The organism is Streptomyces sp. NPDC055103 (assembly GCF_053607625.1).
Window position 1 is genome coordinate 98,037 of sequence record NZ_JBSGTX010000022.1, and the last position, 11,044, is coordinate 109,080.

At 72.2% G+C, this 11,044-nt stretch carries 12 protein-coding genes and 1 pseudogene; 5 read left to right on the plus strand and 8 right to left on the minus strand.

What is annotated here, in order from left to right:
* Positions 1–17 precede the first annotated feature (17 nt).
* The 4 genes from ACWFR1_RS16600 to ACWFR1_RS16615 all read left to right on the plus strand — a co-directional run bounded on the left by ACWFR1_RS16600 (position 18) and on the right by ACWFR1_RS16615 (position 2,840).
* On the plus strand, positions 18–485 hold the full coding sequence (locus ACWFR1_RS16600) for an Lrp/AsnC family transcriptional regulator (protein WP_453551494.1): 468 nt from the start codon (positions 18–20) through the stop codon (positions 483–485).
* A gap of 168 nt (positions 486–653) precedes the next feature.
* A complete protein-coding gene (locus tag ACWFR1_RS16605) occupies positions 654–1,235 on the plus strand; it encodes an ArsR/SmtB family transcription factor (RefSeq protein WP_453551497.1) in 582 nt (193 codons plus the stop codon).
* A gap of 19 nt (positions 1,236–1,254) precedes the next feature.
* Complete coding sequence (locus tag ACWFR1_RS16610) at positions 1,255–1,458, plus strand: hypothetical protein (protein ID WP_453551499.1); 204 nt, start codon at positions 1,255–1,257, stop codon at positions 1,456–1,458.
* The gene (locus ACWFR1_RS16615) at positions 1,455–2,840 is read left to right on the plus strand and encodes an MFS transporter (protein ID WP_453551502.1); all 1,386 of its coding nucleotides are present in this window, start codon (positions 1,455–1,457) and stop codon (positions 2,838–2,840) included. Before ACWFR1_RS16610 ends, ACWFR1_RS16615 begins: the two co-directional genes overlap by 4 nt.
* Here the strand turns inward: ACWFR1_RS16615 and ACWFR1_RS16620 are convergent.
* Positions 2,773–3,567, minus strand: a complete 795-nt coding sequence (locus ACWFR1_RS16620; protein WP_453551504.1) for a S16 family serine protease — start codon at positions 3,565–3,567, stop codon at positions 2,773–2,775. The two genes, ACWFR1_RS16615 and ACWFR1_RS16620, sit on opposite strands and share 68 nt — an antisense overlap.
* 581 nt (positions 3,568–4,148) lie before the next feature.
* Here ACWFR1_RS16620 and ACWFR1_RS16625 point away from each other — a divergent pair.
* On the plus strand, positions 4,149–4,508 hold the full coding sequence (locus tag ACWFR1_RS16625; RefSeq protein ID WP_453551506.1) for an ArsR/SmtB family transcription factor: 360 nt from the start codon (positions 4,149–4,151) through the stop codon (positions 4,506–4,508).
* A gap of 81 nt (positions 4,509–4,589) precedes the next feature.
* On the opposite strand, the gene ACWFR1_RS16630 is transcribed toward ACWFR1_RS16625, so the two are convergent.
* The 7 genes and pseudogenes from ACWFR1_RS16630 to ACWFR1_RS16660 form a co-directional block, all read right to left on the minus strand.
* A complete protein-coding gene (locus ACWFR1_RS16630) occupies positions 4,590–5,231 on the minus strand; it encodes an IclR family transcriptional regulator (protein ID WP_017237054.1) in 642 nt (213 codons plus the stop codon).
* Positions 5,232–5,657: 426 nt separating this feature from the next.
* Positions 5,658–7,448: a DEAD/DEAH box helicase gene (locus ACWFR1_RS16635; protein WP_453551509.1), complete on the minus strand. Its 1,791-nt coding sequence runs from the start codon at positions 7,446–7,448 to the stop codon at positions 5,658–5,660.
* 104 nt (positions 7,449–7,552) lie between these two features.
* Complete coding sequence (locus ACWFR1_RS16640; RefSeq protein WP_453551511.1) at positions 7,553–7,945, minus strand: type II toxin-antitoxin system death-on-curing family toxin; 393 nt, start codon at positions 7,943–7,945, stop codon at positions 7,553–7,555.
* Positions 7,942–8,142 (minus strand): CopG family transcriptional regulator, encoded by a 201-nt coding sequence (locus ACWFR1_RS16645; protein ID WP_453551514.1) that lies wholly within the window; start codon positions 8,140–8,142, stop codon positions 7,942–7,944. The genes ACWFR1_RS16640 and ACWFR1_RS16645 overlap by 4 nt, the downstream gene beginning before the upstream one ends.
* 43 nt (positions 8,143–8,185) lie before the next feature.
* Complete coding sequence (locus tag ACWFR1_RS16650; RefSeq protein ID WP_453551517.1) at positions 8,186–9,673, minus strand: MFS transporter; 1,488 nt, start codon at positions 9,671–9,673, stop codon at positions 8,186–8,188.
* Between the two features lie 253 nt (positions 9,674–9,926).
* Positions 9,927–10,712, minus strand: a complete 786-nt coding sequence (locus tag ACWFR1_RS16655; protein ID WP_453551519.1) for an ABC transporter permease — start codon at positions 10,710–10,712, stop codon at positions 9,927–9,929.
* A pseudogene (locus ACWFR1_RS16660) lies at positions 10,709–11,044 on the minus strand (ABC transporter); the annotation flags it as partial. The gene ACWFR1_RS16655 and the pseudogene ACWFR1_RS16660, both read right to left, overlap by 4 nt.

Sequence of the window (11,044 nt, forward strand, 5' to 3'; positions counted from 1 at the left end):
ACCACGAGGAGACCGCTGTGGCGATCGATCATTTGGACGGCCGGCTGATCACGCTTCTCGCACGCGAGCCGCGCATCGGGGTCCTGGAGGCCTCCCGGCGCCTCGGGGTGGCGCGCGGGACGGTGCAGGCGCGCCTCGACCGGCTCCAGGCGAGCGGGGTGATCCGCGGCTTCGGACCGCAGGTGGACCCGGAGGCGCTGGGCTATCCGGTGACGGCCTTCGCGACCCTGGAGATCAAGCAGGGCCAGGGGGCGGACGTGCGGGGGCACCTGGCGACGGTGCCGGAGGTGCTCGAACTGCACACGACGACGGGCCACGGCGACATGCTCTGCCGGCTGGTCGCCCGCTCGAACGCCGACCTCCAGCGGGTGATCGACAAGGTGGTCGGCTTCGAGGGGATCGTACGGGCGTCGACGGCGATCGTCATGGAGAACCCGGTACCGCTGCGGATCATCCCGCTGGTGGAGCAGGCGGCGGCGGAGTAGGGCGTCCCTCCAAGGGATTGACCCACGCAAGGGATCGACCCCACGCAAGGGATCGACCCCACGCAAGGGATCGACCCATGCACAAAGACCTCTGCAAAAAGAACTCTGCAAAGAAGTAGTTGCAAAGAACCCCTTGCAACTACTTCTTTGCAACTCTAGGCTTCTGGCATGCCCGAGCCCGAGAAGCACCTGAGCCGCACCCTGGACCCCCGCTCCCTGCGCGGGCTCGCCCACCCCCTGCGCATCCAGCTGCTGCGCGCCCTGCGTCGCCACGGGCCCGCCACCGCCTCCCAGCTGGCCGAGCGGCTCGGCGAGTCCAGCGGCGCGACCAGCTACCACCTGCGCCAGCTCGCGGCCGTCGGGTTCGTCGAGGACGACCCGACGCGCGGCAAGGGCCGGGAGAGGTGGTGGAAGGCGGCCCAGCAGGGAACGCGCCTGGACGAGACGCTCCACAAGAACCCCGACCCCGAGGTGCAGGGTGCCATTGAGGTCTTCCTGTACGAGCTGGCGACCATCCACACGCAGGAACTGAACACCTACCTCGGCACGCGGCACGAGTGGGACGAGGAGTGGCACGGCGCCTCGGACATGAGCGACTTCACGCTGCGACTGCCGGCCGAGAAGCTGCGCGAACTGAGCGGGAAGCTCCACGAATTGATCGACAGCTACCGCGACACCGCCGACGCGGACGCGCCGGGCGCCGAGCGCGTACGGGTGCACCTGCACGCGTTCCCCCAGCAAGAGGACTGACGGAAGGAATCACGGAGTCATGCACGCCGATATTCACCACCAGATCCATCAGTTGCACGCCGCCGAACTCCACCACGAGGCCGCCGCCTCGGCCCGGGCGCAAGCCGCCTCGCACGCTCTCACCCCCACCCCGCCCCTCCGCGTCCAACTCGGCTGGATGCTCGTCGAGTTGGGGCTGCGCATGGCCACGCCGGCGGACCGCCCGATCACCCTGGCCGCATGACCGTTCCGGGGGGAAAAGAAGCTGATGCGACACAGGGGTCCCGTGGCCCGCTCGCCACCGTCCTGACCGCCAACGCCATCTCGATCACCGGCAATTCACTCACGCTCATCGGCGTCCCGTGGTTCGCGCTCGACACCACGGGAAGCCCCGGCAAGGCAGGGCTCGTCGCCTTCTGCGCAGCCCTCCCCGTCCTCCTCTCCACACTCGCCGGCGGCCCGGTCATCGACCGCCTGGGCCGCCGCCGGATCAGCATCGCCTCCGACCTGGTCTGCGGCCTCGCACTCGCCACGATCCCCCTGCTGCACCGCCTCGGCGTCCTCGAGTTCTGGATGCTGTGCGCGCTGATGGCGGTCAACGGCCTGTGCCACGCGCCCGGCGAGATGGCCCGGCACGTCCTCGTACCCGACCTCGCGCAGCGCGCCGGGACCGCGCTCCCCCGGGTGGCGAGCCTGTACGACGCCGTGGCGCGCGGCGCGCGGATGGCGGGCGCCGCGCTCGCCGGACTGCTCGTCGCCTTCATGGGCGCCGACACGGTCCTGCTCCTCGACGCGGCCACCTTCGGCCTCTCCGCGCTGCTCGTGACCCTGGGGCTGCGCGGGGTGCCGTCGGCGGAGCCGATGCGCGACGGGCCCCGGCTCTCCCCCGCCCGCTACCGGGCCGACCTGCGCGAGGGGTACGCCTATCTGTTCCGGTCCCGGCTCCTGCTCGGGATCATGGTCATGGTGATGGTCACCAACGGGCTGGCCCAGAGCTGGAGTTCGGTCCTGCTGCCGGTCCACGCCCGGGAGGAGCTGGGCGGGGCGGCCGCACAGGGCCTGCTGGTCTCGGTCTTCGGCGGCTGCGCGCTCGCCGGGGCGCTGCTGTACGGCGCGATCGGGGAGCGCTTCCCCCGCCGGGCCGTGTTCACCGCGGGGTTCCTCGTCGGCGGCGCCCCGCCGTACGTGGTGGCCGCGCTCACCGACACCACGGCGCCGCTGCTCGTGACGATGGCGGCGGCCGGTTTCGGCGTCGGCGTCCTGAACCCGATCCTGACGACGGTCATGTACGAGCAGGTGCCGGACGCGCTGCGCAGCCGGGTCGTCGGCGCCAGTACGGCCGGGGTGCTGCTCACGACCCCGCTCGGGGGTCTGGCGGCCGGCCTCCTGGTCGAGCGGGTGGGGCTGACGTCGACGCTGCTCGGGATCGGCGGGCTCTACTTCCTCGCGACGCTCGCCCCGATGCTGTTCCCGGCCTGGCGGGGCATGAACGCCGCACCGCCGGCGCCGGTGTCCGACGGCGGGCCGGCGAGCGACGGGCCGGCCGGCTCCGGGCCCGTCAGCAGCTCGGAACCTTCGACTCCTGTCCCTGCTCCAGGGCCCGGAGGGACGCCACGGCGTCGCTGAGTGCGGTGACGGGGACGAGCCGCAGGCCCTTCGGCTGTTCAGCCTGGGCGTCGGAGCACTCCGCCTTCGGTACGAGGAAGACGGTGGCCCCGTCACGCGCGGCGGCCTGGGTCTTCAGGGAGACGCCGCCGACGGCGCCGACCGTGCCGTCCGCCTCGATCGTCCCCGTACCGGCGACGGTCCGGCCGCCGGTGAGCTCGCCGCCGTCCCCGTCGCCGTCGAGCTTGTCGACGATGCCGAGGGAGAAGAGCAGCCCGGCGCTGGGCCCGCCGACGTCGGCGAGGTGCAGGGTCACCTTCACCTGCTCGGGATCGAGCTTGAGGTAGCCGAGGGCGGCGAGGGCCGCCGCGTCCTGGGACTGCTTCATCTGGCCGAGGTTGCGCTTCTCGATCTCGGCGTCGGACTTGCCCGACGGGTAGACGGATTCGCGCGGCAGGACGGCCCGGTCGGTCCGGAACCAGGCGTCGGCCACGTCCCCGAGGTCGACCTCGGTGGACGGCCCGGTCGCGAGGATGGTCGTCATCCGCAGCTCCCCCTTGGTCGGCCGGACCGGGGCGCCGGTGATGGTGATGATCTCCCGCCCCTTGTCCTCGCCGAGCACGTCGGCGGTCGTGCCGGGCTGCGCGATCGCGTACGGCAGCGGCGCGAGCCCGACGACGGCGAGGAGCGCGGCGACGGGCAGGGCGCAGAGCGCGAGGGCGCGGTGACGAGGAAGGCTGGAGAGCACGCCCCCAATCTACTGGGAGGCGTACGCCCCCGGGCCGGGGGCGCGGGCGCCGGCAGGTGGCGGCCGAAGAAGGACCGCGTCCCGCACCGCACGGCGCCGACCGCCGGTCATGCACGGCATCCTTGGGCGGGACGGGGCCGCGCGCGAAGGTCCAGGACCTGCACCGGGCGGAGTTCACCCGGCACGCCCTGGAGACCGCGGAGCATGGCCTCGGCGCCGCCCTGACGGCCGCGGCCCCGGGCTCACGGCTGCGGGACGGGGTGTGGGAGTGGGGACGGGGGCGGCCTGGTGCCGCGGGCGGCCCCGGCGTCCCGGGCGGCCGCGATGTCCGGGTCTCTGGTGTCCCTGGCGTCCTGGGCGTCTCTGGTGTCCCGGACGTCTCGGGCATCTCTGGTGTCCCTGGTGTCCCGGGCGTCCCTGGCGTCCTGGGCGTCTCTGGTGTCCCTGGCGTCCCTGGCGTCCTGGGCGTCTCTGGTGTCCCTGGCGTCCCTGGCGTCCCGGGCGTCCCGGGCGTCTCTGGTGTCCCGGGCGTCTCTGGTGTCCCGGGCGGCCGCGATGTCCGCCTCGGCGGACGGGGGCTTGTGCTGCTGCCGACCTTCCACTGGCGGGGCGGACCGCTGGTCCAGGACCTGCCGGGGCGCCCGGTGGTCCTGGCCTACCCGGCGGGCCGGGGTCTGCCGCCGGCCCCGGACGGCGGCGGCACGCCCGAGGAGGCCCTCGCCGGGGTCCTGGGCAGGACCCGGGCGGAGCTGCTGCACGCCCTGGACGAGCCCAGGACGACGACGGGCCTGGCCCGCCGTCTGGGCGTCAGCAACGCGACGGCCTCGGCCCACGCCCAGGCGCTCCGCGCGGCGGGTCTGATCACGACGACCCGCACGGGCAGGTCGGTCCACCACGAGCGGACCCCGCTGGGCGGCCTCGTCGCGGGCGACCGCCCCTGAGACGGCGGCCCGGCCCACGGGCATGGCCCCCCTGACAGGTCGAAGTCGCCCCCGGTTCGGCGCGATGCCCCAACGGGCCGCCTACCGCAGCGCGTCGGCGACCTCGCGGGCCGCGTCCACGACCCTCGGGCCCACTCGTTCCGGTACCGCGTCCGCGAGCATCACGACGCCGACGCTGCCCTCGACGCCCGTGACGCCGACCAGCGGCGCGGCGGCGCCGCTCGCGCCGGCCTCCAGCTCACCGTGGGTGAGGGTGAAGCCGGGTTCGATCAGGGAGCCCTGGCGGGCGGCGAGGATCGCGCGGCCGGCCGCGCCCCGGTCGAGCGGGTGGCGGAAGCCGGCCCGGTAGGCGACGTGGTAGTCGGTCCAGGTCGGTTCGACGACCGCGACGGCGAGCGCCTCCGCCCCGTCGACGAGCGTCAGGTGGGCCGTGGCCCCTATGTCCTCGGCGAGCGAGCGCAGCGCGGGCAGGGCGGCCTCGCGCACCAGCGGGTGCACCTGACGGCCGAGCCGGAGCACACCGAGGCCGACGCGGGCGCGCCCGCCGAGGTCGCGGCGGACGAGGGCGTGCTGTTCGAGGGTGGCCAGCAGGCGGTAGACCACCGTCCGGTTGACCCCGAGTTTGTTGGACAACTCGGTGACGGTCAGGCCGTGGTCGGTGTCGGCGAGCAGTTTGAGGACTCTGAGTCCCCGGTCGAGCGTCTGGGAGGTTTCCGCGGTCACGACGCCCTCTCCTTCGGAGTGAGTGGCGGCGGGCTCTCACGGGATTGCGACGCCGGTCCCGTCGGCGACGCACGTCAGAGGCCGCCGGCAGGAAGGGGTACACCGGCTGCGCTCCGCGGCGGCGCTGCCACGGGGCGATTGCTTTTGAGCCGGGACAGTAGCGACCCGCTCCGCTCAGCGGAAGACCTCGTCCAGAATCCGGGCGTCGGGGCCCGGAACGAGACGGTTCGGGACTTTCGTCGGCCGGTCGAAGGACTTTGGCTGACAAGATCGGCTTTGTCGTGTGTCTAGCTTGGAAGGTGCCCGGAGGCCGACCGTGGGGGCCTGCCTCCGGGCCGTGTTCCGTCTCGGCGGGACGCGTGAGGCCCGTACGCGCAGACTCGTACGGGCCTCTTCGACGTCCGGCGGCGACTCGCCGCCGAGGGGTCACCGCATGCGGGTGGCCCACTCCTGGACCTTCTTGATCCGCTCACGGATCTGGCCGGCGGTGGCCTCGGCGCTCGGCGGTCCGCCGCACACCCGCCGCAGCTCGGTGTGGATCACACCGTGGGGCTTGCCGGTCTGGTGGACGTACGCGCCGACCATCGTGTTGAGCGACTTGCGCAGCTCCAGGAGCTCCTTGTGGGAAACGACAGGGCGCCGCTCCGCGGGCAGCTCCAGGAGGTCCGCCTCGTCGTCCGGCTTCTTGCGGCTGTGCGCGATCTGCCGGGCCTGGCGCTTCTGCAGCAGCAGCTGGACCTGGTCGGGTTCGAGGAGGCCGGGGATGCCGAGGTAGTCCTGCTCCTCGGCGCTGCCGGGGTGGGCCTGCATGCCGAACTCGGCGCTGTTGTACAGCACCCGGTCGAAGACAGCGTCGGACTCCAGCGCCTCGAAGGGCAGCATGTCCTGCTCGCCGGTGTCCTCGTCCTGCTGGCGCTCGGCCTCGGCGAGCTCCTTCTCGGACTCGGCGTACGGGTCCTCCTCGCCCTGCTTCTTCGGCTTGTCGAGGACGTGGTCGCGCTCGACCTCCATCTCGTTGGCGAAGCCGAGGAGGCTGGGGATCGTCGGAAGGAACACGGAGGCGGTCTCGCCGCGCCTGCGTGAACGCACGAAGCGGCCGACGGCCTGGGCGAAGAAGAGGGGGGTCGAGATGGTCGTCGCGTACACGCCAACCGAGAGGCGGGGGACGTCGACGCCCTCGGACACCATGCGGACGGCGACCATCCAGCGGTCGGTGTTCTCGCTGAACTCGTCGATGCGGTTCGAGGCGCCGGTGTCGTCGGAGAGGACGACGGTGGCCTTGGTGCCGGTGATCTCGCGGATCAGCTTGGCGTACGAGCGGGCCGAGTCCTGGTCGGAGGCGATGACCAGCCCGCCCGCGTCGGGGATCGACTTCCGGACCTCGGTGAGGCGCTGGTCGGCGGCCCGGAGGACGTTCGGCATCCAGTCGCCCTTGGCGTCGAGTGCGGTGCGCCAGGCCTGCGAGACGGCGTCCTTGGTCATCGGCTCGCCTAGCCGGGCGGCGATCTCGTCGCCGGCCTTGGTGCGCCAGCGCATGTTGCCGCTGTAGGAGAGGAAGATGACGGGCCGGACGACGCCGTCGCCGAGGGCGTTGCCGTAGCCGTAGGTGTAGTCCGCGGAGGACCGGCGGATCCCGTCATTCCCCTCCTCGTACGTGACGAAGGGGATGGGGTTGGTGTCGGAGCGGAACGGGGTGCCGGTGAGCGCGAGGCGCCGCGTGGCGGGCTCGAAGGCTTCCAGGCAGGCCTCGCCCCAGGACTTGGAGTCTCCGGCGTGGTGGATCTCGTCGAGGATGACGAGGGTCTTGCGCTGCTCGCAGCGGTTGCGGTGGAGCATGGGCCGGACTCCGACGCCGGCGTAGGTGATGGCGACCCCGTCGTACTCCTTGCTGAGCGGCCCGGCGCTGTAGTCCGGGTCGAGCTTGATCCCTATCCGCGCGGCGGCGGCGGCCCACTGTTTCTTGAGGTGCTCGGTGGGCGCGACGACGGTGATCTGCTGCACCACGTGGTGGTGCAGCAGCCAGGACGCGAGGGTCAGGGCGAAGGTCGTCTTGCCGGCGCCGGGGGTGGCGACGGCGAGGAAGTCTCGGGGCTGCTCCTGGAGGTACCTGTCCATGGCGCCCTGCTGCCAGGCACGCAGCTTGCCGGCGGTACCCCAAGGGGCCCGTCCGGGGAAGGCGGGAGAGAGGTGGTGGGAGGAGGTGGTGGTAGTAGTCACGATCTCCGGGTTCGACGCTCGTCCAGATATGACAACCGGGCCACCTTACCGGCGGCCCGGTCGGAACCTCGTATGAAACGGGGTGGGGAAGGCGCGGTTGCGATTCAGCTCACGTCGGCGACGACCAACTCGCGGAGCCCGCGTGCGATCTCCGCGACCTCGTCGGTCTCCCCGGTCGCCACGGCGATGACCAGGCGCTCCGCGGCGTCGATGTCCGGCCGCAGCTGGACGCCGTTCATGGCGAGGAAGGTGACGCAGGACAGCCAGGCCGTGCGCTTGTTCCCGTCGACGAAGGGGCGGTTGATCGCGAGGGACTGGAGTAGCGCGGCGGCCTTGTCGACGATGTCCGGGTAGGCCTCCTCACCGAACATCGCGGCCGAGGGGCGGTGCACCGCCGAGTCGAGCAGTCCGGCGTCACGGACGACGATCTTCTGATCGTCGACCGCGTGCTCGGCGATGACCAGGACGTCCTCGGCCGAGAGATAGACGCAGGTCACTTGAGCCGCTCCATCAGCTCATGCCACTTGGTCGCCTGCTCCATGGCCGTCTTGCGCACGATCGCCTCCTGCGCGGTACGCGCCAGGTAGTCGTCGACAGCCCGCAGCAGTATGGCGTGCATGCTGGTGCCCTCCTGGTCGGCGCGGAGCTTGAGGGCTTCGGTCTGGTCGTCGCGGAGACGCAGGTTCATAGCCATACCAGAACGGTACCACCATGGGGTCATTCCGGTACCACCGTAATCACCCTCGCGCCGTATCCGTCTCCAGCCGCGTAGCGACCCACGCCCCCACCGCCGCCACCCCCGCCATCGGCAGGAAGACCGCGGCGAAGGCCCCCGGGTGGGAGCCCGTGGCCGCGTGGGAGCTCACCGCGTGGCCCACCGCGCCGCCGCCGAGGGCCGCGAAGGCCGCGCCGCCCACCGCGAGGAGCAGGACGTTCGAGAGGCCGTCCGAGATCTGGAGGGCCGCCGAGTTCGCGCCCGCCTCCTCCGGGGCCGAGAGCTTCATGAGGAGCACGCTCGTCGAGGCGATCACCGCGCCCATGCCCAGACAGCCGAAGGCCCAGGCCACCGCGACCACCCACACCGGCACCGCCGTGACCAGCACGCTCGGCGCGGCCGCGATCGCGAGGGCGACGAGGACCATCCCGAGGACGACCAGGCGTTCGCGGTACGGCTCCGTCCACGGCCGGGACTGGATCCACGAGCCGAGCGCCCAGGTCAGGCCGCCGACGGCGAGGGAGAGCCCGGCCAGGGTCACGCTCAGACCGCGCTGGGTGACCAGCATCAGCGGGACGAAGGACTCGGCCGCGATGAAGGACCCGGCGGCGATGCCGCGCAGCAGGACGACCGAGGGCAGGCCGCGCGCCGCCCGGACGGTGCCGCCCGGCAGCAGCCCGCGTACGGCGGGCACGAGGAGCGCGACGCCGGCGGCGGCCGGGAGCAGGGAGAGCCAGCGCAGCTCCTGCCCCGCGTACTGGAGCAGCCCCGCGCCGGCCGAGATGGCGAGAGCCAGTCCGATCTGCCGCCGGTCCCAGGGGGCGACGGGCACGGTCGGGTCGGCGGGGCCCGACGCGGTCCTGCGTATCGCGGGGAGGGCGAGGGCGAGCGGGAGGACGACGAGGACGGGGATGCCGACGAAGACCCAGCGCCAGCCGAGGTGCTCGGTGATCGTTCCGGCGGCGAGCGGTCCGACGACGGAGGGGACGACCCAGCTCGCGGCGAACGCGGCCATGATCGCGGGCCTGAGGTGTTCCGCGTACGCCCGGCTGACCACCACGTACAGCGCGACGATGACGAGGCCGCCGCCCAGGCCCTGCACGGCTCTGCCGAGGATGAACATCCACATGGAGGCGGCGGTGCCGGAGAGGAGCAGTCCGGCGGCGAATGCGGTCATTCCGGTGGCGAGGGAGCCGAGCGGCCCGCGCCGGTCGGACCACTGGCCGGCCAGGACCATGCCGAAGAGGCTGGTGGTGAAGTACGCGGAGAAGGCGAAGGCGTAGACGGAGACGCCGTTCAGCTCGCGGGCGGCGACGGGCATCGCGGTGCCGACGGCGGTCGCCTCGAAGGCGATGAGCAGGACGACGGAGACGATGCCGATACTGAGCGCCCGGTGGTCGCCGTCGAGGACGGACCCCTTGGTGTCGTCGTGTGCGGCACGGGGTCCGGGGCCGGGGGCGGTGACGACATCGACGTCGGCGTCGGCGTCGCGGGGTTCGAGGGCGCTCATCCCCCCAGAGTAAGAGGTCAATCGCCGGATGACCCCTGTCACGTCCCTCGGTCTTCGGTCCTCGGTCTTCGGTCCACGCTCCTCGGTCCATGGTCTTCGGTCCGCGGCCTCTGGTACCGAGCGCGCCGGAAACACCGGGGACGCCGGGAACGCCGGGAACGCCGAGGGCGGCGCACTCCGACGTGGTGTCGGTGTACGCCGCCCTGGAGCGGAACGGGTGGGGCGGGGAGGCTCGCACGGTCACACCGGCCGCTTACTTCGACTCGCTGTTGAACTTCGAGGTCGACCAGAAGTAGCCGAGGACCGTGAGGCCGGAGCACCAGGCGACCGCGAGCCAGCCGTTGTGGCCGATCTCGGTGCCGAGGAGGAGGCCGCGGAGGGTCTCGATGGCCGGGGTGAAGGGCTGGTACTCGGCGATCGGCTGGAACCAGCCGGGCATCGAAGCGAGGGGGACGAAGGTGCTGGAGATCAGCGGGAGGAAGATCAGGGGCATCGCGTTGTTGCTGGCGGCCTCGGCGTTCGGGCTGATCAGGCCCATGCCGACGGCGATCCAGGTGAGGGCGGTGGCGAAGAGGACGAGCAGCCCGAAGGCGGCCAGCCACTCCAGGGCGGTCGCGTCGGTGGACCGGAAGCCGATGGCGACGGCGACGGCGCCGACCAGGACCACGCTCATCACGCACTGCAGGACGCTGCCGACGACGTGTCCCACGAGGACCGAGGGGCGATGGATCGCCATGGTGCGGAAGCGGGCGATGATCCCCTCGGTCATGTCGTTGGAGACGGACACCGCGGTGCCGATGGTCGTACTGCCGATGGTCATCAGGAGCAGACCCGGGACGAGGTACGCGATGTAGTCGGAGCGGTCGCCGCCGCCGATGCCCGCGCTCATCGTGTCGCCGAAGATGTAGACGAAGAGCAGCAGGAGCATGACAGGCGTGAGCAGCAGGTTCAGGGTGAGGGACGGGTAGCGCCTGGCGTGCAGGAGGTTGCGGCGCAGCATCGTGGACGAGTCGCGCACGGCGAGGGAGAGGGAGCTCATCGGACGTTCTCCTCGGTCTGGTGGGGGACGGTGGCGGCGGCGGTGAGGGCGAAGAACACGTCGTCGAGGTCGGGGGTGTGGACGGTCAGCTCGTCCGCCTCGATGCCGGCGGAGTCCAGCCGGCCGAGAAGGGAGCCCAGTGCGCGCTGGGTGCCGTCGCTGGGGATCTGCAGGGACAGCGACTCGTCGTCCCTGGCGGCCGTGCCGAGCGCGGCGGCGGCCCTCTGGTACGCGGCCGGGTCGGTGAAGCGGAGGCGTACGTGTCCGCCGGGGACGAGGCGCTTGAGCTCCTCGGCGGTGCCTTCGGCGGCGATCCTGCCGTCGTTCAACAC

Bases quoted from the DNA above. Each gene is read 5' to 3' on its own strand.
- ACWFR1_RS16605 (WP_453551497.1), top strand. From the start codon at position 654: ATGCCCGAGCCCGAGAAGCACCTGAGCCGCACCCTGGACCCCCGCTCC.
- ACWFR1_RS16610 (WP_453551499.1), top strand. From the start codon at position 1,255: ATGCACGCCGATATTCACCACCAGATCCATCAGTTGCACGCCGCCGAA.
- ACWFR1_RS16615 (WP_453551502.1), top strand. From the start codon at position 1,455: ATGACCGTTCCGGGGGGAAAAGAAGCTGATGCGACACAGGGGTCCCGT.
- ACWFR1_RS16645 (WP_453551514.1), bottom strand. From the start codon at position 8,142: ATGGCTATGAACCTGCGTCTCCGCGACGACCAGACCGAAGCCCTCAAG.
- ACWFR1_RS16650 (WP_453551517.1), bottom strand. From the start codon at position 9,673: ATGAGCGCCCTCGAACCCCGCGACGCCGACGCCGACGTCGATGTCGTC.
- ACWFR1_RS16655 (WP_453551519.1), bottom strand. From the start codon at position 10,712: ATGAGCTCCCTCTCCCTCGCCGTGCGCGACTCGTCCACGATGCTGCGC.